Consider the following 19213-nt stretch of genomic DNA (forward strand, 5'->3'; position numbering starts at 1 on the left):
TTCCCCAAGCTCACCGCTGATGACGGCTCAGACGCCTGTGGTCCCAGGATAACCGGGTGGACGCCGTGACCGCGACTCGGTTGCATGGCTCCATGCAGACCGGCGAGCTGGCGAACTACCGCGACTACCTCAACCACTTCCGCACCACCCTGGAGCGCCAGTGCTCCGGGCTCTCCCCCGCGCAGCTGGCGAGCCGTAGCGTGGCGCCCAGCACGCTGAGCCTGCTCGGCCTCGTGCGCCACTTGGCGTACGTCGAGCAGACCTGGTTCCGCCGGGCGCTGCAGGGCCTGACAGACGAGCCGCGCCTGTTCACCGATCCCTCCGATCCGGACTTCGAGTTCAACGCGATCACGGGGACGCAGGAGGAGGTGGACGAGGCGCTCGCCGCCTGGCGCGACCAGATCGAGCTGGCCGACGCCTGGCTGGAGACGCAGAGCGACGAGACCATGGGCATGGAGCTGGCGACCAACCGTGATGGCCGCACGGGCACCCGGCGCGAGGTCCTGGTGCATCTCATCGAGGAGTACGCCCGCCATGCCGGTCACGCGGACCTCCTGCGCGAGCAGATCGACGGGACCACGGGGCTGTGACGATCACCGGGAGGTTCGAGCCGGCACCCGAACGCGGCGAGCTGGCGACGTACCGCTTCTACCTCGACGGCCATCGCCGCGTCCTCCAGGCGAAGTGCGCGGGGCTCTCCCCCGAGCAGCTCGCCACGACGGCGCTCGCTCCGAGCGAGCTGAGCCTGCTGGGCCTGGTGCGGCACATGGGCCGGGTGGAGCATGTCTGGTTCCGGATGGTGATCGACGGGCACGTCGACGAGCCGATGCTGGACGCCGACGACCCGACCGGAGGCTTCCGCTCGATCGCACCGACGGCCGAGTCGGTCGACGAGGCCTTCGCCCGCTGGCGCGCGCAGATCGCGTACGCCGAGCGGTGCCTTGACGCGCTGGGCGAGGAGGAGATGGGCGCCACGCGGCGTACGCGCCACGGCGAGGAGACGACCGTCCGCGACGTCCTGGTGCACATGGTCGAGGAGTACGCCCGGCACGCCGGCCACGCCGATCTGCTGCGCGAGCAGATCGACGGGACCACGGGGCGGTGAGGATCAGCCGCTGAACGCGCCCGCGTCGTCGAGCAGCCCGTCGAGGGCGGTCGAGACGTGGAGGCTCCAGGTCCTGCTCACGTGGGACTCGTCGGAGTAGGTGCCGATGCCGTCCGCGACGCCGGGGCAGAACGGCCCCGCGCAGATCAGCGGCACGGTGTCGACGGTCCCGATGCCGGCCGACGTCGCGGCGTCACGCACCCAGTCGGCACTGCGGATGAAGGCACCCGGGAGGCTGTACTCGCAATCCGCCAGCGCGAATCCGGGCGTGCCGAGGCAGCCGGGATCCGACGGCACGGACATCGTCTCGCGCAGCGGGTTGTCCGAGAGCAGCATGACCTTGGGTGCCAGCCGCGCCAGCTCCGGCATCGCCGACGAGATGGCCTTGCGCCAGCTCAGCGCGTTACCGGACCCGCCGTCCCCGACGCCCACATCGGTGATGCTCGCGACCAGCAGGACGTCCGGGTGGAGGTCGATGATCGCCTGGCGGCTCTGCGTGCGGTACGCGGCACACGCCGGCGACGATCCGTCGACGCCCCCGGCCTCGGTGGGCAGGTCCCACACGGGGCAGCCGACCCGCACGAAGGGGACCAGGTTCTCGCCGCGCGCCCGCGCGATCCGCTGGAGCGCGGGCAGCCACTGTCCCAGGTGTGAGTCACCGAGCACGGCGATCGTCGGGCGCGTGCGGTCGACCGCGTCGGGGCACGCCTCGATCTCGAGGTCGGGCTCGGCCCAGCAGTACGTGCCGGTCTTGAATCCGTCCGCCGCGATCGCGGCCGGCGAGGTCCCCGGCGGGATGGGTGCGCCGATGCCGGCGAACTGATGACTGCAGCTCAGCTCGCGGCCGATGCCGGCGAGGGTGGGCGTGGCGCTGGGGGCGGTGGGGCTCAGCGGGCACAGACCGGCGTGCTGCTCGTACCAGCCGGCCGCATTGGCCTGCGCCTGGTCCTGGCGATGGGTGGCATACGCGCTGGAGGCGAAGGCGACCGCGAACACCGTGCCCGCGGCAACCGGCCACCAGACCAGCGGTCGCAGGCCGCGGAAGGACGAGAACTGGCGCCGCAGGAGCGGGCGCTCGACCAGCCGGTAGGTGAGGTCGGCGGCGGCCAGGGAGATGAGGCCCAGCAGCAGGTTGCCCTGCCAGGCCGACCAGCCCGAGGGCAGCAGCGGGCGACCCAGCACGATCACCGGGAAGTGCCACAGGTACAGGCTGTAGGAGATGTCGCCGAGCCAGCGCAACGGCGCCAGTCCGAGCAGCCAGTTGACGCCGACCTGCCTGCGGGTGCCTGCCGCGATGAGCAGCACGGTGGCCACCGTCGGGATCAGGGCGTGCCAGCCCGGGAAGCCGCGCTCGCTCATGGTGAGCCCGGCCCAGACGATCACCGCCGAGCCGACGGCCCCACCGGTCCACGCGAACCACGGGGAGACCCGCATCCCGATCAGGACGGCGATCGCCAGGATGGCGCCGAGACCGAGCTCGAAGGCCCGCGTGTATGTGGAGAAGTACGCCTGCTGCGGGTGCGAGTGGGTCAGCGAGATCGAGGCGCCCAGCGAGAGCACCACGACGGCCGAGACCACCGCCAGCACCGCCTCGCGGCTCAACGCGCGCAGCAGCAGGATGAGCAGCAGCGGCCAGACGACGTAGAACTGCTCCTCGACCGAGAGCGACCAGAAGTGCTGGAACGGCGACATCGCGGTGTCGGCGAAGTAGTCGGTCGCCTGCCGGATCAGGTGCAGGTTCTCCAGGAAGCCCGCCGACCACAGCGCGTCCTCGCGGTACTGCATCACCCGGAGCGAGGCCTGGGTGAAGCCGGTGGCGATCAGGACCGCGGCGGTGACCAGGATGGCCGCCGGCAGGATCCGCTGGGCGCGTCGGGCGTAGAAGGCGCGCAGGCTGATCCGCCGCTCATGGGCGAAGTCGCGCAGCATCAGGCCGGTGATGAGGAAGCCGGAGATGACGAAGAAGACGTCGACCCCGATGAAGCCGCCGGCCAGCCGCACGATGCCGAGGTGGGCCAGGACGACGAGCCCGACGGCGAGGGCGCGCAGGCCCTGGATGTCGTTGCGCCGGGTGCTGCGATGCGGCGGCTCGGGAGGCGCGCCCACCGAGTCACCCATGACCGCGGCCGCGGGCAGGCCGGGCGGGATGTCGTGCCCGGGGTCGGACGGGGTGAGGAAGATCCAGCTCGCCAGGACCCGGATCGCCTCGAAGTTGGCCGGGCCGGCGTCGTAGGTGCCGATCCCGTCCTGGGTGCGCACCGCGCGCATCCGTACGGACGGGCTGCCCGGGAGACTGACCTCGACCTCGCCGCCGGGAGCCTCACCGTCGAAGGCGACCGCGAGGCCGGTGGTCGACACGTTGCGCAGCCGCCCCGGGACACCGTCGACGTGGACCGTGGCCGGCACGTTGAACCGGTGCGCCACGCGCCGGGTGGTGCGGAACTCGGGGTCGCGGATGCGGGCGATGCCCATCAGGAGCAGGACCAGGCCCCACGTGAGCCAGACCGTGCCGATGATCGTCGCGGACGCGGAGGTCCGCCACGGCATGTCGACGAAGAGGCTGGTGGCGCCGTACGCGAGGACCGCACCGGCCACGACGGCCAGCCACCACAGAACCGGGGGTACCCGGCCGAAGAGGCGCTCGTCGGTGGCGTCCTTCGGGGTGACCTGGAAGTCGAGCTGACGCCGGGTCAGGAGCCACCACAGGGACTCGAGTCCGATCGGGATCCGCAGGACGCGCAGCTCGAGCGCGTGCCGCCATCGGGTGTAGCCGCGGTAGAGCCGGCTGGCGCCCACCATCCGCAGGAGGATCTGGGCGGAGACCAGCGCGCCATAGAGCCACGGGTCGGCGCGGACGGGCTGCACGCCGCTGATCAGGACGATCGCGGGCACGATCATGGAGCCGGCGGTGACGGCGCCCTCGAACCACCAGAAGGCGGCCAGGAGGTACTCCATCTGGTTGCGCCGGGTCAGCCACCGCTTGGGCCGCAGGAGCTTCTCGGTGACCACGACCTGCATCGCACCCAGCGCCCAGCGGCGGCGCTGGATGAGGTACTGCTCGGGGGTGTCGGGAGCGAGCCCGACGGCGAGGACCTGGTGGTGGTAGACCGTTCGCCAGCCCAGCCGCAGCAGCTTGAGCGTGGTGTGCAGGTCCTCGGTGATGGTCTCGGTGGCGATGCCGCCGACCTGGTCGATGGCGGTGCGCCGTACGACCGACGTCGAGCCGCACCACGGCGGGTCCGCCTTCGCGCGTGACCTGGAGATCATCAGTGCGTGGAAGAAGATGCCCTGCTCGCCGGCGAAGCCGTCGCTGTCGAAGGCAGCCTCGTTGAAGTACGCCTGGGGCGCCTGGACCAGCGCGATCCGCGGGTCGTCGAACCAGCCGAGCGTCTCGGACAGGAAGCCCTCGAGCGGCACGTGGTCGCAGTCGAGGATCGCGATGAACTCCGCGTCGTGTCCCTCCTCGGTCATCAACGCGAGGGCGTGGTTGATGTTGCCGGCCTTGGCGTGGTCGTGCTCGGCGCGCTGGACGTAGCGGGCACCGTACGTCGCGCACATCTCGCGCACCCACGGCCGGTCGCCGTCGTCGAGCACCCAGGTCTCGTGCGCGGGCTCCAGCTGGCAGGCGGCCGCGACCGTCGGCCCGAGCACGGAGGCCGGCTCGTTGTAGGTCGGCACGAAGATGACCGCGGGCCCGAACTCCTCCTGGGCCCCGGCGCGCGGGGGCGGTGTGGAGTCGAGGCTCCACAGCGTCCAGGTGCGCAGGCACAGCGGGATGATCGGCACCGCCTCGATGGTCACCAGGAGCCAGCCGACGACCCGCGCGGCGCCGTGGTGCGGGATCGTGGAGGTCACTCGCCAGGTGATGTAGGCGAGCAGACCGCAGATGGCGATCAGGCCGCCGAGGCGGGCGCGCCACGCTGCGGAGCGTGCCTCGGCGTGCGGCGGGCTCAAGAGATCGGACCACGCGGCGAACCGCTCGTGCTTCGTCGTGATGACAGACTCCTCCAGTCGTCCAGATCCTACGGACGCGTGGACCCGAGGCCTACTTACCGTCCTAGGACCGGTCCCAAACACCTGCCAAGTAGGCTTCAGCCCCGTGACTAGGACCGCCTGGGCCTTCGGCCTGACGACGTACGCCGCCGACAACTCGACCGTTCTGGACGCGTGGTTCCCGAACCCGGCCCTCGGCGACAAGCCGACCGACGCCACCGAGGCGATCGAGCTGGCCCAGCTCGCCGGCCCCGACGAGGTCCGCCAGGTCGAGCGCGTGGTCGAGCTGGTCGAGATCGACCTCGACCAGGCCCCGCAGACCACCCAGGACGTGTGGCTGCGCCTGCACCTGCTCTCCCACCGCCTCGTGCAGCCGCACGGCGTCAACCTCGACGGCCAGTTCGGCCTGCTCGCCAACGTCGCCTGGACCTCGGCCGGGCCGTGCGCGGTCGAGGGCTTCGAGCTGACCCGTGCCCGCCTGCAGGCCTCCGGCCGGCACGTCAGCGTCTACGGCGTGGACAAGTTCCCCCGGATGGTCGACTACGTCCTGCCCAGCGGCGTGCGCATCGCCGACGCCGACCGTGTCCGCCTCGGCGCGCACCTCGCCCCCGGCACCACCGTCATGCACGAGGGCTTCGTGAACTTCAACGCCGGCACGCTCGGCACCTCGATGGTCGAGGGCCGCATCTCGGCCGGCGTCGTGGTCGGCGACGGCTCCGACATCGGCGGCGGCGCCTCGATCATGGGCACGCTGTCGGGCGGCGGCAAGGAGGTCATCTCGGTCGGCGAGCGCTGCCTGCTCGGCGCCAACTCCGGCATCGGCATCTCGCTCGGCGACGACTGTGTCGTCGAGGCGGGCCTCTACATCACCGCAGGGACCAAGGTCGAGCTCGAGGACGGCAGCCAGAAGAAGGCGGCCGACTTCTCCGGCGCCTCCAACGTGCTCTTCCGCCGCAACAGCATCTCGGGCGCCGTCCAGGCCGTGGCCTGGAAGGGCGAGGGCATCACGCTGAATGCCGCGCTCCACGCCAACTAAGACGCCCCCGGCACGGCGGTTGCGCCGGCTCGTGACCGCCCTCGTGGTGGTCGCGCTCCTCGGCGTGGGCGCTGTCGTCGGCCTGCGGGAGATCACCAGCAGGCTCCACCGGCTGCTCCCCCGGGCCGAGGACTGCACCGCCACGGTCGGCGGTCACGAGGCGACCCTCAACGCGGAGCAGGCCGAGAACGCCGCCCTGATCAGCGCGATCGCGGTCCGTCGCGGGCTGCCCGCCCGAGCGGTGACCATCGCGCTGGCGACGGCGATGCAGGAGTCGAAGCTCTACAACCTCGAGGGCGGCGACCGGGACTCGCTGGGCCTCTTCCAGCAGCGCCCGAGCCAGGGCTGGGGCACCCGCGCGCAGGTGCTCGACCCGGTGCACGCCGCGAACGCGTTCTACGACGCCCTGGTCAAGATCCCCCACTTCGACACCCTCGAGATCACCGACGCCGCCCAGCAGGTGCAGCGATCGGCGTACCCGAGCGCCTACGCCAAGCACGAGCCGGACGCCCGCGCCCTCGCCTCGGCGCTCACCGGCTACTCGCCGCACGCCTTCTCCTGCCGCTTCAACGCCCCGGAGGCCGGCACCGGCCACCCGGCGGCCCTGAGCAAGGAGGTGAGCGGCCTCTTCGGCGCCCTCGCCGGGCAGCCCGTCGTACGCGGCACGTCCGTCACGATCGGCGTCTCCTCGAAGACCACCGGCTGGGCGGTCGCGCACTACGTGGTCGCCGAGGCCCAACGCCTCGGCGTGCGGAAGGTGTCGTACGGCGGGCGGACGTGGTCGACCGGAGACTCCGACGCGTGGAAGCAGGCCGGGCCCGCCCACGGCCCGGTCACCATCACCCTCGCCTGAGCGACCTCGACCTCACGCGAGGACCTGCACCGCCACCACGGCGGCGACCGCGACGGCAGCCGGCACGGCCTGCGCGAGGACCAGCAGGTGCGAGCGCGGTGCGAACGTCCGCGGGCCCCTGCGTACCCGATCGACCAGCCAGCCGCCGACGACCGTGATCGCCAGCACCGCCGACAGGGCGGCGAGAGGCGCGGCGGTCGTCCAGTAGCGGGTGCCTGCCATGTGGACGAACGGCTGCACCAGCAGACCGAGCAGGCCGACCTTCACCAGCACGCTGACGACCTGGAGGCGGCGCGATCGGCGGGTGACGACGAGCAGGCCGGTGGCGGCGAGCCACACCAGGTCCCCCAGGGCCCGGTTGGTCCAGGTGCGGATCCACTCCGCGCCGGGCTGCCCCGGCGGGTGGAGCCGGTAGAGGAAGCCGGACGGGTCGTCGCGGTAGCGGTGCCAGTCGAAGATCACGTCGCGGGCGTAGGAGCGCGCGGTGACGTCCTGGCGGGCGTACGCGGACATCTGGGTCAGCACCCGGACCTCGCTCACCCCGGTGGCGCGCGCCACCTCGCGCGCATAGCGCACCGGGGAGAACCAGATCGTCGACCCGGGGTCGCAGGGGCCGTAGCAGACCACGTCACGGTCGCCGAACGTGTTCGCCATCGCCATCGGGACGGAGGTGGTGGTCAGGACACGGGCGTGGAAGGTCGCCGACGCCGCGATCGACCACGGGGCGAGGAGACCCAGGAAGACCGCCCCCGAGACCAGCAGCGGGACGACCGCGCGCCGCCCGCACCAGCGCACCGCGAACAGCCCGGAGAGGCCGACGCCGAGGACCAGGACGGTCGAGGAGGAGCGCAGGTAGACGGTCGCGATGGCGAGCAGCCCGATCACGACGCCCTCGCGCAGGGTCGGGGGCGTACGCGCGCTCGCGCGGTGCAGGACCGCCGCGACGCGGGCGATCAGCAGGGTGGCGACCAGCCCGGCGAGGAGGTCACCGTAGGCGGTGAAGCCGAAGAGCCGCCACATCGGCACCAGGCCCGGGACCACAGCCAGTCCGAGCGCCCAGGGGCGGCCCAGCTGGCGGCGTACGTCCCAGACGGTGGCGACCAGGACGAGCAGGGTGAGGGCGCCGAGCCAGCCCCTCACGCCCGCGAGCCCCGCGTCGGGCACGAGCAGGTAGAGCGGGGCGAGCAGGAGCGACATGCCAGGCATGAACCAGCCGTTGCCGACGACGTCGCGCTGCAGCTCGGCGGTGTCGGGCTGGTGGAGTCCGGCGAGGTCGCGCAGCAGGTTGGAGAGCGCCTTGCCGCCGTCGATGTAGGCGACCTCGTCCCCCGAGAGGCGTGCACGGGACACCTGATGGAAGAGGACGACCTGGAGGAGGGCGCCGAGGCCGAGAGCGACCACGAGGACGAGGTCCAGCCGGCGCGGAGTGACCTCCTGCGCGAGCCGGCCGGCGAGGGTGGCGCGGCGCTCATGCATAGATGTTCGAGGGGGGCCAGGAGCGCGGGAAGCGCTTCGTGCTGAAGGGGTCGAGGCAGTCGCCGCGCAGCTCGGCCGCACGCTGCCGGTGCGCGACGGGCAGGCGCAGCACGAGCTCGCCGCGGACCAGGGAGTCGGACGGGATCCGGGGATAGGCGGTGACGGTCGCCGCGTCCGGGGAGAGTCCGGCGCGGGCCAGGGCCGCGCTGATGCGCTGGCGGGCGGTGGCGGCGTCGATCTCGTCGTACTGCACGACCAGGCGGCGGTGGCGCGCGGCGCCCCGGCCGACGTCGCCGTCGCTGCGGACCTGGTAGGGGAAGTCGAGGGTGAGGCCCTCCGGCAGCGGGAAGCAGGCGCCCACGATCGCGTCGGTGGGCAGGATCGGCCGGTAGTTCCCGCTCGGCATGGCCCGGCCCACATGGGGGCTGATCAGCAGCGCGGCGAGCACGACGGCGCCCACGAGGGGCGACCATCGCCACCGCCGCTCCCGATCCCCGCGCCCCGACTGCACGCCATCGAGGCTAGCCCCGCGGAGGTGGGCGAAACCTGAACCGCGTCAGGGGCAGGGCGTCTCGCGCCTGGCTACCGCGCTCATGGCCGGCGCCGGAGCCCGTCCCTCCCGCTCTATCGCTCGCCCGCTCGCGCCAAGCGTGCGACGGCTGCGTCGATGCGCTCGTCGGTCGCGGTGATCGCGATCCGGACGTGCTGCTTGCCCGCCGGGCCGTAGAAGTCGCCGGGTGCCGCGAGGATCCCGCGCTCGGCGAGCCAGGCCACGGTCTCCCAGCAGCCCTCTCCCCTGGTCGACCAGAGGTAGAGCGCGGCCTCGGAGTGGTCGACGGTGAAGCCGGCCGCCTCGAGCGCGGCCTTGAGGCGCGTACGGCGACCCGCGTAGCGGGCATACTGCTCCTCGGCGTGCGCGTCGTCGGCGTAGACCGCCGCCATGACCTCCTGGATGGGACCGGGGACGATCAGGCCGAGGTTCTTGCGGACCGCGAGCAGCTCCTTGATCACCGCGGTGTCGCCGGCGACGAAGCCGGCGCGGTAGCCCGCGAGGTTGGAGCGCTTGGACAGCGAGTGGACGACGAGGATGCCGTCGGTGGAGCCGCCGGAGATGGTGGGGTGCAGGACCGAGACGGCCTCGCCCTCCCAGACGCAGTCGAGGTAGCACTCGTCGGAGACGAGCAGGACGCCGCGCTCGCGGCACCAGTCGACGACCTTCTTGAGGTGCTCGGGCGGGAGGATCCGGCCCGTCGGGTTCGACGGGCTGTTGAGCCAGAGGATCTTCGGGGTCCGCGGTCCGAACGCGGTCAGCGAGTCGGCGGCCATCGGGGTGGCGCCGGCCAGGGCCGCGCCGACCTCGTAGGTCGGGTAGGCGGCCTCGGGGTAGCCGATCAGGTCGCCCTCGCCGGCACCGAGGTGCAGCGCGAGCTGGCCGATCAGCTCCTTGGTGCCGATCACCGGCAGGACCTGGTCGAGGCCCAGACCGCTGCCTTGCCCGGTGACTCCATGGACTCTGGCGAACCAGTCGATGATCGCCTGGCGGGTGGACTCCAGCCCGATCGTCACGGGGTAGCCCGGCCAGTTGGCGGCCGCCACGAGCGCGTCGATGGCGACCTGTGGCGTCGGGTCCACCGGCGTGCCGATGGACAGGTCGACGATGCCGTCAGCGTGCGCGCGAGCGGTGGCGGCGTACGAGGTGAGCTTGTCCCACGGGAAGTCGGGCAGCCGGCCCGACACCGGGCCGGCAGCCGACACGGTCAGTGGTCCTGGTTCTGGTTCTGCGGGGGCAGGGCGGCGATGAAGTCGGCGTCCTTGTCGATCTCGCCCATCTTCGCGGCGCCACCCGGGGAGCCCAGGTCGTCGAAGAACTTGACGTTGGCGTCGTAGTAGTCCTTCCACTGCTCCGGGGTGTCGTCCTCGTAGAAGATGGCCTCGACGGGGCAGACCGGCTCGCACGCACCGCAGTCGACGCACTCGTCGGGGTGGATGTAGAGCATGCGCTTGCCCTCGTAGATGCAGTCGACGGGGCACTCGTCGACGCAGGCCCGGTCCTTGACGTCAACACAGGGCTGGGCGATGACGTAGGTCATCCTGGTCCTCCTACGGGAGCTTCGATCTCGGACATGGACAGCCTAGTATCTCGGCGTGCCCGAGCACTTGCTAGGTCCACATGTCGTGGGCCAACGCGTCGTGATCCGTCGTCTCGTACGCGGTGAGACCGGCCCGACGGGAGGTCCCGCGTTCATCGACGCGCTCGGCATCTGCACCGCGTGGGGCGACGGCGCCATGACCCTCGCCCCGGCCGACTCGGCTCCCGTGGAGATCGCGCTGGCCGACATCGTGTCGGGCAAGCCGGTGCCGCCGAAGCCCTCCCACCTGATGCGCGTCTCGGCACGCGAGGCGGAGCTGCGCGGGCTCGCACTCGTACCCGACGTCGAGACCGTCGCATTCGGCGAGTGGGTGCTGCGCTCCTCCCCCGACACCGGCACGCGGCTGCTCAAGCGGGCCAACTCCTGCCTGGCCATGGGTCGACCCGGCACGGACACGATCGATCGAGCGGTCGAACACGTCGTGGGGTTCTACGCCGAGCGGGACCGCGCGCCGATGGCGCAGGTCGAGCGAGGCTCGGAGACCGAGGTGGCGTTCGGGGACGCGGGCTGGGTGCCGCTGGGGCGCGGGGACGCGTCGTTCCAGGCGGCACCGGTGGCGAAGCTGCACCGCCTGCTCAACCAGGTCGTGGGGCCCACGCCGGTGCGGGTGACGGCCTCAGCCTCACGCGTCGTCGCCGACCACGACCACGCGACCGGCTCAGCCGTGCTGGACCGCGACTGGCTGTGCCTGCACGGCCTCGCGGTCGACCCCGACCACCGCCGCCAGGGTCTGGCGACGGCCGTGCTCGGGGAGCTGGTGGAGTGGGGAGCCGAGCGCGGCGCCCGTACGGCCTGGCTGCACGTCGAGACCGACAACGCTCCCGCGCTGGCGCTCTACGAGCGGCTCGGGTTCAGCGAGCACCACGCGGTGCGCTACCTCGTGCCGGCGCCCTGAGGGTCGCGATGCTCATCGCGGCGGCCAGGAGCACGATCGCGAGGATGAGCAGGGCGTAGCCGTACCGGCCGTTCTCGATCGCGTAGTCGCCCTCGCGGCGGCCCTGCCACGCGACGAGGAACGGGATCCACCAGCCGACCGCGTACGGGGGCAGGGTCCACCAGCGCGGCGGAAGCGCCCAGACCACGGCGAGCGAGGCGGCCGCCGACAGCAGCAGCCCCCACCACAGCCCGTGCAACGCCACCGAGGCCAGGCCGACCGCCGCGCCGCCGATCACCAGCCCCAGCGCTATACCCAGGGCGACGCCGCCACCCGTGCTGCGGCGCGCAGGACGGCGACTCACAGCCCCGCGAAGAGATCGTCCTCGAGGCCGTCGGCGTTGAGCGGGCCGAGCGTGCCGGCGGCGAGGCGGTAGAACTCCTGGGAGAGACCGGTGCCGGAGTGGTCGGCGGCCTTGAAGATGCCGTCGTCGGGCTTGATCTGCGTCGGGTAGGCGCGCATCGCGTCCATCTTCTGCTCCGCGAAGGCCGAGCCGTCGACCATCGCGGAGAGGTCGGCGTCGGGGGTGAACCACGGCATCGGGCCCTCGGGGTCCATGCCCCGGAAGGACTCGGTGTCGCCCGCGGCGCGCATCGCCCGCATCGCGGCGCGCATCCGGCTCTCCGACATCGCGCACCAGTAGACCTTGCTGACCTGCCACGCCTCGCCGAGGTCGTGGCGGAAGCTGGGCACCGCGGCCAGCGCGACGGCGTAGTGGGTGACGCGGTGGGCCTGGATGTGGTCGGGGTGGCCGTAACCGCCGAAGTCGTTGTACGTGACGACGACCTGCGGGCGGACCTCGCGGATGATCTCGACCAGGTCGCTGGCGGCCTTGAGCAGGTCGGTGTTCCAGAACGCGTTGTCGTGGGTGGTGTCGGCGGGGATCGCGTAGCCGTCCTCGTGCCACTGCATGCCGGAGTCGCGATAGGTGCCGAAGCCGCCGAGCCAGCGGTGGTCGGTGACGCCGAGGACCTTCATCGCGGCCTCGATCTCGCCCTTGCGGTGCTCGCCGAGGCGGTCCTCACGGTCGGCCGCGAGGTGCTCGAGCTCGGGGACGAGGACCTCGCCCATCTCGCCGGCGGTGCAGGTCACGAGGGTGACGCCGCGGCCCTCCGTGACGTACTTGGCCATCGTGGCGCCGTTGTTGAGCGACTCGTCATCGGGGTGGGCGTGGACGAAGAGGGCGCGCTGGGCAGGCACGTTCGGCTGAGTCACGGCCTCCACCCTACTGAGACGACGAAGGACGCTTGATCCGCTTCGGGGCGTCCGGCAGGGGCGCGGGCGCGATCGAGGCGTCCGGCGCGTCCTCGGGGAAGTCCATCCAGCCGTCGTACTCGTCGGTCATCGCCTCGACCAGCATCGCCGGGGCGTCGGTGACGACGAGCCACGGGTGGTCCTCGTCGTCGTCCTCACCGTGGAAGCGCTCGCGGCTCGCCTCGGCCTCCCAGCCCTCGGCGGTGAGCCGCTCGACGACGGTGGTCGCGTCGTCCTCCTCGTAGAAGAAGGCCCGCTGCACGACCTTGGGGCCGGCCAGGATCTCGAGGAAGGGCCGGTCCGGCTCGAGCCAGTTCAGCGTCTCGAGCTCGTCGGGCAGCAGCCACTGGACGGCGTCGTGCTCCCTGGGCCGGATCTCGCCGGCGGTGACGTGGCACAGCGCGGCGCGCAGCTCGTAGTCATCGTTGATCGGGACCGTGATGTCGAGCCACTCGTCGACCGCGATCAGGCAGCCGAGCTCCTCGCCGATCTCGCGGATCAGCGCCGCCTCCGGCGTCTCGCCGGCCTCGGCCTTGCCGCCGGGCAGCTCCCAGCGCCCGGCCGCCTCCGCAGGAGCCGTACGCCGGCACGCCAGCACCCGCCCGTCGCGCACGATCGCCGCGGCCACCACAGTCTGTCGCATGGGAGTCATTGTGCCGAACAGGTGTGCCGCGCCCGGGGGCGCTCCTCACCCAGCGAACGGATGTTCGGCTCACGGGGAGCAGGCGGCGTCCGCCGAACGATCGTTCGGGTCGTGCCGAGCCGTAGGGTCGGGGCGTGCTGCCGCGACTGATCCCGACGCCGCTCCCGCGCTGGGAGGAGGTCGGAGCACCGGTGTCGGTGGCTGACGTGGTGGCCGGGGCGACCGGGCGGATGCGGCGGGCACTCGCGCCGGGGCTGCGGGTGCGGCGGGCGTTCGCCTGGGAGCACGCCGACCGGCACGACCGGGACTGGTGGCCGCAGGGCATCACGCCGCTCGGGAGGCTGATGCTCGTCTCCTGGTACTCCAAGGCCGGGGCGGGCGTACGGATCTCGTTCGTCGACCTGCGCAGCCGCCGGTACACGCACGTGCCGCTGGCGCTGCCGAACCAGGACGGCACGCTCGGACCCCTCCCGATCCACGCCGGTGGCCTGGCCGCGAGCGGGTCGTGGGTCCACGTCGCGGCGACCGGGCGCGGGATCTACTCGGCGCATCTGGAGGACCTGCGACGGCTTGCGGACGGTGAGCTGATCTGGCCCGTACGACTGCATCTGCAGGCGCCGGCCGGGGACACGTCGCGCTTCCGGTACTCGTTCCTCTCGGTGTCGGAGGGCGGCGAGCTGATCGCCGGGGAGTACGGGCGCGGGGACCAGTCGACCAGGCTCGCGCGCTTCGCGCTGGACGCCGACGGGCTCCCCGTCGAGGCCGTGGCGGTCGACGCCGGGGTGGCGCAGATGCAGGGCGCGATCCTGCGAGGCGGCCGTTATCTGGCGACTGTCTCCCACGGAACACGCGGCTTCGGCGGCCTCGCCTCAGGCCGGCCCGGCGCCCTCGTCGAACGCCGCTGGGCGGCCCCGGCCGGCCCCGAGGACCTCACCTGGTCCGGCGGGCGGCCGTGGACGGTCACCGAGCACCCCGGCAAGCGCTGGATCGTCGCTCTCCGCCCACCCTCCTGACGCCGACTCGGCCGTCCCGCGCCGCCCACTCGGCCGTCCGGCACCACCGACTCGGCCGTCCGGCACGCTCGAGTCGGCCCTCGAGCAGGCGGCCCGTGCGTGAGGGCCAGGTCGACCGTGCGTGACGGCCAGATCGACCGTGCGCGAGGGCCAAGTCAGCCGTGCGCGAGGGCCGAGTCAGCGGTGCGCGGGGGCCGAGTCAGCGCGGGAGGCGGGCGAGCTGGCGGGACTGGGCGACGAGGCGGCCGGTGGAGTCCCAGACCTCGCAGTCCTCCTCGAACATCCCGCCGAGGACGTTGCGGGTCGCGTGCCGTACGCGCAGCCAGCCCGGAGCCGGGACGGCGCGGACGTGGGCGGTGAGCTCGAGCGTCGGCGCCCAGCCCGGGCGACCCAGATCGAAGGTGACCGGCGGCAGCAGATCGACCACCGTGAGCAGCGAGATGGGGTCGGGCTCGCGGCCTTCCTTGAGCCGGAACCATGCGCTGATCACACCCTCGCCCGACGGCTTCCCCACCGCCCAACCGATGTGGTCGGGGTGGAAGAGCATCTCGAAGCGCTCCATCATCGGCACCATGGCGCGCATCTCCTCGGGCGCCATCGTGTTCGGCACGCACTGCTCGAGCGGCGGGAAGTCCGGCACGTCGGAGCTGCGCTCCACCGTGTCGGGCAGCGTGGAGAGATCGCCGTACGTGGCCAGCGCGGTGATCCGGACGTCGTCGCCCTGGCTCAGCTCGGCGGCGACCGTCGCGATCGACCCGCCGTCGCGCTTGACCGTGGTCGTGACGGTCGCGGGGCCGGGCAGCGACGCGCTCAGGTAGTAGGCGCTGATGCTGATCGGGTCGGGCTTGCCGGGCACCGACGCCCGGACGGCGTTGGCGATCGTGGCCAGCAGGTAGCCCCCGTTGATCCCGCCACCGACGATCCAGCCGGCGCTGAGGTCGGCGTCGTAGGTGCCCTCGGCGACGGAGTTCACGGAGATGTCACGGTCGTATTCGGTGGCCACCACCGCAACCTATCCACCGCCCGCGCCATGATGTCGCCATGGCCCCCCATGAGCCGCACCCGCCGCGCAAGCCCTCCTACGTCTACGACGTCGGCGAGGAGCCGGACCCGCGCTTCAGCCTGGCCAACGAGCGCACGTTCCTGTCCTGGGTCCGCACCGCGCTCGCGATGCTGGCGGGCGCGGTGGCGCTGCACTCGCTGCAGCTGCCGCAGACGTCGTGGCTCCGCGGCATCGTGGTCCTCACCCTCCTCGTCGTCGGCGCGCTCTGCACGCTGCTCGCCTTCGTCCGCTGGGCGAAGGTCGAGCGGGCGATGCGGTTGCGTCAGCCGCTGCCGCACTTCTCGCTCGGCTGGCTGCTCACGGCCTCGATCGTGCTGGTCTCGGTCCTGCTGGCGATCACCCTCACCGTCGGCTGACGCGAGTCGGCATCGCGCTGCAACCTCACTGAAACGTCCGTTTCGTACGGTCGGCACATGACCGCAGCGCCGCCTCCGGCACCGGCCGGACTCCTCGAGGCCTTCGACGCGTACGAGACCGCCCTGATGGCCGACGACCTGACCGCGCTGGACCGGCTCTTCGCCCCGGGGCCCGACACCCTGCGCGGCGACGCCCACGGCCTGCTGGTCGGGCACGACCAGATCAGCGCCTTCCGCAGCGGACGCGGCGGAGCCCCGAGGCGCCGGATCGTCGAGACCCACGTCCAGACGATCGACGAGGACCACGCGCTGGTCGTGGCGATCACCGAGCTCGCCACCGGCGGGCGCGGACAGCAGACCCAGCTCTGGGCACGCCTCCCCGGCCCGGACGGCGGCACGGACGGCGGCACTGACGGCGGCACGGGCGAAGGCGGCTGGAAGGTGACCGCGGCCCACGTGGCCGCCCCGGCGCCCGCCCTGGACACCCGGATCTGGCGGGTCGTGGGCGCACCGCTCGTCCCGTCCCCCGCCGCGAGCGGGCCGCTCGCCGGCGAGACGATCGCGGTCAAGGACCTCTACGCCGTCGCCGGGCACCCGATCGGCGCGGGCAACCCGGCGTGGCTCGCGCAGGCCGCGCGCGAGCCGGCGCACGCGTACGCCGTCCAGCGGCTCCTCGAGGCCGGCGCGCAGATCCGCGGCATCGCCCGCACCGACGAGTTCGCCTACAGCCTGGCCGGCACCAACGCCCACTACGGCACCCCGCCCAACCCGCGGGCACCGCACCGCATCTCCGGCGGCTCGACCTCCGGCAGTGCCAGCGCGGTCGCGCTCGGCGACGCGAGCATCGGGCTCGGCACCGACACCGGCGGCTCGATCCGGGTCCCGGCCGCCTACCAGGGGCTCTACGGCATCCGTACGACCCACGGCGCCGTCCCGGCGACCGGTCTGCTGCCGCTCGCGCCCGCGTACGACGCGGTGGGCTGGCTGACCCGCGACGCCGAGAGGCTGCGCGCGGTCGGCGAGGTGCTCCTGCCCGATCAGCCCCGGAGCGACGCCACGCCCCTCGTCGTCGTGCCCGAGCTGATGGAGCTCGCGGACCCCGATGTCGCGGCGGCCATCGCCCGCTGGCGTCGCGACCACGCCCTGGACGTCCGCGAGGAACGCTGGCCGCTGAGCGGGCTCGGCGACTGGCTCACCGCGTTCCAGACCCATCAGGCGTGGCAGGCCTGGCAGCGCCACGGAGACTGGCTCGCCGGGCGGCTCGACACCCTCGGCGACGACGTGCGCGGACGCTTCGAGCGGGCGGCGAGCATCACCGCGGACGAGGCCGACGCGGCCCGTACGACCGCTCAGGCCGCGGGCGCCCGCATCCGCGAGCTCGTCGGCGACCGCGTGCTGATGCTGCCCAGTGCCTCCTCGGTGGCACCCGTCGCCCAAGCGGGCGCGGACGGGCTCCAGCGGGTCCGGGACGCGACGATGCGCCTGACCTGCCTGGCCGGACTCGGGGGCCTGCCGGCGGTGAGCATCCCGCTGGAGACCGAGGATCATCTTCCGGCCGGTGTCTGCCTGCTGGCAGGCCCCGGGCGCGACCGCGATCTGCTCGACCTGGCGGTCGGTCGGCACTTTTAACATCCGGCGAAACAGGTGTCATCCGGCTGAAACATCCGTTTCCTAGCGTCGGGGCATGGACCTCGCGACCTTCAACCGGCTCGACGCCGCGCAGGCGACGGAGCTGCTCGCCCCGTGCGTACGGATCGCGTCGTGGCCCGCCGACATCGTCGCCGCCCGCCCCTATCCGGACACGGCCGCGCTCCTCCAGCGGGCCCGCGACGCGGCGGCCGCCTGGACCGACGCGGAGGTCGAGGCCGCCCTCGCCGACCACCCCCGGATCGGCGAGCGGCCCAGCGGCGACACCGCCTCGGCCGTGATGTCGACCCGCGAGCAGGCCGGCGTCGATCCGGCGGACAGCGAGGTCCAGCAGCGCCTCCGCCACGGCAACGCCCGCTACGAGGCGCGATTCGGCCGGATCTACCTCGTGCGTGCCGCCGGCCGCAGCGCCGATGAGCTGCTCGACCTCCTGGAGGAGCGCCTCGACAACGACCCCGACACCGAGCGTGCGGTGACCAAGCAGCAGCTGGGCGAGATCGCCCTGCTCCGACTCGAAGGACTGATCCCGCGTGCCTAGTCCCAGCACCACCCTCAGCACCCACGTGCTCGACGCCGCCCTCGGGCGCCCGGCAGCGGGTCTCGACCTGACGCTGGCACTCGAGGACGGGAGCACCACGCAGGCCCGTACGGACGACGACGGCCGCGCCTCGCTGGGCGAGGTGCCCGCGGGCGTGCACCGGCTGAGCTTCGCCACCGGGCGGTGGTTCGCCGGCCAGGACCGGGCGACCTTCCACCCCGAGGTCGTCGTCGCGTTCACCGTCACCGCCGGGGAGCACCACCACGTCGCGGTCCTGCTCAGCCCGTTCGCCTACACCACCTACAAGGGGTCCTGATGCCCTACCAGCTCGCCGACCTCCAGCACGGCAAGGCGGAGGTGCGGATCGTCAAGGTCGACCGGGCCGATCCCACCCACGTGCTGCACGACCTCAACGTGACGACCCAGCTGCGCGGCGACTTCGCGTCGGCCTACCTCGAGGGCGACAACAGCCACGTCCACGCCACCGACACCCAGAAGAACACCGTCTACGCCTTCGCCCGCGAGCACGGCGTCGACTCCCCCGAGACCTTCCTGCTGGCGCTGGCCGAGCACTGGGGCCGCCAGCCGTACGTCTCCGGGATCGAGCTCAGCGCGGAGTCGTACGCCTGGGAGCGACTGCCGCAGAACGGGCACTCGTTCGCCCGCTCGGGCCAGGAGACCCGGGTGGCGTACGTCGACGCGGACGGGCCGATCACCACGATCCGCGCCGGCCTGACGGACCTCGTGGTGCTCAAGTCCACCGACAGCGAGTTCCACGGCTTCCCCCGTGACCACTACACGACCCTGCCGGAGACCGACGACCGGATCCTGGCGACCAGCGTCAGCGCGATCTGGACCTATGCCGCCGACGCCGTGGACGTGGACTTCGACGCCTCCTACGCGACCGCCCGTGCGGGCCTGCTCGCCGCCTTCGCCGACACCCACAGCCTCGCGCTGCAGCAGACCATCAACGCGATGGGCGCCGCCGTGCTGGACGCCGTGCCGCACGTCGCGAGCATCCACATCACCTGCCCCAACAAGCACCACTTCCTGGTCGACCTGGCGCCGTTCGGGCTCGACAACCCGGGTGAGGTCTTCTTCGCCGCCGACCGCCCGTACGGGCTGATCAGCGCGACGGTGAGCAGGTGAGCG

Annotated in this window: 20 protein-coding genes; 11 read left to right on the top strand and 9 right to left on the bottom strand. The window is 72.5% G+C overall.

Annotated elements, in window-relative coordinates; all coding sequences use genetic code 11:
• Nucleotides 1-92 precede the first annotated feature (92 nt).
• Entirely contained in the window at nt 93-590 is a 498-nt protein-coding gene (locus KSO98_RS08180) for a DinB family protein (RefSeq protein WP_225284699.1), read from the top strand.
• Nucleotides 587-1105 (top strand): DinB family protein, encoded by a 519-nt coding sequence (locus KSO98_RS08185; RefSeq protein WP_225284700.1) that lies wholly within the window; start codon nt 587-589, stop codon nt 1103-1105. The genes KSO98_RS08180 and KSO98_RS08185 overlap by 4 nt, the downstream gene beginning before the upstream one ends.
• Before the next feature lie 3 nt (nt 1106-1108).
• Here the strand turns inward: KSO98_RS08185 and KSO98_RS08190 are convergent, their stop codons facing one another.
• Nucleotides 1109-5059: an acyltransferase family protein gene (locus KSO98_RS08190; protein WP_225284703.1), complete on the bottom strand. Its 3951-nt coding sequence runs from the start codon at nt 5057-5059 to the stop codon at nt 1109-1111.
• A gap of 145 nt (nt 5060-5204) precedes the next feature.
• Here KSO98_RS08190 and dapD point away from each other — a divergent pair, with 145 nt between their 5' ends.
• Together dapD and KSO98_RS08200 are read left to right on the top strand one after the other, a co-directional pair.
• Nucleotides 5205-6134, top strand: a complete 930-nt coding sequence (gene dapD / locus KSO98_RS08195; protein WP_225284705.1) for a 2,3,4,5-tetrahydropyridine-2,6-dicarboxylate N-succinyltransferase — start codon at nt 5205-5207, stop codon at nt 6132-6134.
• A 31-nt stretch (nt 6135-6165) separates the two neighbouring features.
• Nucleotides 6166-6987 carry a hypothetical protein gene (locus KSO98_RS08200; RefSeq protein WP_225284707.1) on the top strand — a complete coding sequence of 274 codons (822 nt, stop codon included), beginning with the start codon at nt 6166-6168 and terminating at the stop codon, nt 6985-6987.
• A gap of 12 nt (nt 6988-6999) precedes the next feature.
• Here the strand turns inward: KSO98_RS08200 and KSO98_RS08205 are convergent, their stop codons facing one another.
• The 4 genes from KSO98_RS08205 to fdxA form a co-directional block, all read right to left on the bottom strand.
• A complete protein-coding gene (locus KSO98_RS08205) occupies nt 7000-8463 on the bottom strand; it encodes a hypothetical protein (protein WP_225284709.1) in 1464 nt (487 codons plus the stop codon).
• Nucleotides 8456-8923, bottom strand: coding sequence for a hypothetical protein (locus tag KSO98_RS08210; RefSeq protein WP_225284711.1), 468 nt, complete (start codon nt 8921-8923; stop codon nt 8456-8458). Before KSO98_RS08210 ends, KSO98_RS08205 begins: the two co-directional genes overlap by 8 nt.
• A gap of 164 nt (nt 8924-9087) precedes the next feature.
• Nucleotides 9088-10218 (bottom strand): succinyldiaminopimelate transaminase, encoded by a 1131-nt coding sequence (gene dapC, locus KSO98_RS08215; RefSeq protein WP_225284713.1) that lies wholly within the window; start codon nt 10216-10218, stop codon nt 9088-9090.
• Nucleotides 10219-10220: 2 nt separating this feature from the next.
• Nucleotides 10221-10553, bottom strand: coding sequence for a ferredoxin (fdxA, locus tag KSO98_RS08220; protein WP_225284715.1), 333 nt, complete (start codon nt 10551-10553; stop codon nt 10221-10223).
• A gap of 85 nt (nt 10554-10638) precedes the next feature.
• Between fdxA and KSO98_RS18825 the strand changes: the two genes are divergently transcribed.
• Nucleotides 10639-11508: a GNAT family N-acetyltransferase gene (locus tag KSO98_RS18825; RefSeq protein WP_225284718.1), complete on the top strand. Its 870-nt coding sequence runs from the start codon at nt 10639-10641 to the stop codon at nt 11506-11508.
• Here the strand turns inward: KSO98_RS18825 and KSO98_RS08230 are convergent.
• The 3 genes from KSO98_RS08230 to KSO98_RS08240 are packed head-to-tail and all read right to left on the bottom strand — an operon-like array spanning nt 11465 to nt 13444.
• Entirely contained in the window at nt 11465-11851 is a 387-nt protein-coding gene (locus KSO98_RS08230; RefSeq protein WP_225284720.1) for a hypothetical protein, read from the bottom strand. The two genes, KSO98_RS18825 and KSO98_RS08230, sit on opposite strands and share 44 nt — an antisense overlap.
• A complete protein-coding gene (gene mshB, locus KSO98_RS08235) occupies nt 11848-12762 on the bottom strand; it encodes an N-acetyl-1-D-myo-inositol-2-amino-2-deoxy-alpha-D-glucopyranoside deacetylase (protein ID WP_225284722.1) in 915 nt (304 codons plus the stop codon). Before mshB ends, KSO98_RS08230 begins: the two co-directional genes overlap by 4 nt.
• Before the next feature lie 10 nt (nt 12763-12772).
• On the bottom strand, nt 12773-13444 hold the full coding sequence (locus KSO98_RS08240) for a (deoxy)nucleoside triphosphate pyrophosphohydrolase (protein WP_225284727.1): 672 nt from the start codon (nt 13442-13444) through the stop codon (nt 12773-12775).
• A gap of 134 nt (nt 13445-13578) precedes the next feature.
• Here KSO98_RS08240 and KSO98_RS08245 point away from each other — a divergent pair, with 134 nt between their 5' ends.
• Nucleotides 13579-14457, top strand: coding sequence for a hypothetical protein (locus KSO98_RS08245; RefSeq protein WP_225284728.1), 879 nt, complete (start codon nt 13579-13581; stop codon nt 14455-14457).
• 199 nt (nt 14458-14656) lie between these two features.
• Here KSO98_RS08245 and KSO98_RS08250 read toward each other — a convergent pair whose 3' ends face one another.
• Nucleotides 14657-15460, bottom strand: coding sequence for a thioesterase family protein (locus tag KSO98_RS08250; protein ID WP_225284729.1), 804 nt, complete (start codon nt 15458-15460; stop codon nt 14657-14659).
• 38 nt (nt 15461-15498) lie between these two features.
• Here KSO98_RS08250 and KSO98_RS08255 point away from each other — a divergent pair, with 38 nt between their 5' ends.
• From KSO98_RS08255 to pucL, 5 genes are read left to right on the top strand one after another with little or no spacing between them, the layout of a single operon-like run.
• Nucleotides 15499-15876: a YidH family protein gene (locus KSO98_RS08255; protein WP_225284730.1), complete on the top strand. Its 378-nt coding sequence runs from the start codon at nt 15499-15501 to the stop codon at nt 15874-15876.
• 57 nt (nt 15877-15933) lie between these two features.
• Nucleotides 15934-17505 carry an amidase gene (locus KSO98_RS08260; RefSeq protein WP_225284732.1) on the top strand — a complete coding sequence of 524 codons (1572 nt, stop codon included), beginning with the start codon at nt 15934-15936 and terminating at the stop codon, nt 17503-17505.
• Nucleotides 17506-17560: 55 nt separating this feature from the next.
• Nucleotides 17561-18061: a 2-oxo-4-hydroxy-4-carboxy-5-ureidoimidazoline decarboxylase gene (uraD, locus tag KSO98_RS08265; RefSeq protein ID WP_225284738.1), complete on the top strand. Its 501-nt coding sequence runs from the start codon at nt 17561-17563 to the stop codon at nt 18059-18061.
• The gene (uraH, locus tag KSO98_RS08270) at nt 18054-18377 is read left to right on the top strand and encodes a hydroxyisourate hydrolase (RefSeq protein WP_225284739.1); all 324 of its coding nucleotides are present in this window, start codon (nt 18054-18056) and stop codon (nt 18375-18377) included. The genes uraD and uraH overlap by 8 nt, the downstream gene beginning before the upstream one ends.
• Nucleotides 18377-19210 carry a factor-independent urate hydroxylase gene (gene pucL, locus KSO98_RS08275; RefSeq protein WP_225284740.1) on the top strand — a complete coding sequence of 278 codons (834 nt, stop codon included), beginning with the start codon at nt 18377-18379 and terminating at the stop codon, nt 19208-19210. Before uraH ends, pucL begins: the two co-directional genes overlap by 1 nt.
• Nucleotides 19211-19213: the final 3 nt, after the last annotated feature.

This window comes from Nocardioides nematodiphilus (assembly GCF_020216525.1).
GTDB classification, from domain to species: domain Bacteria; phylum Actinomycetota; class Actinomycetes; order Propionibacteriales; family Nocardioidaceae; genus Nocardioides; species Nocardioides nematodiphilus.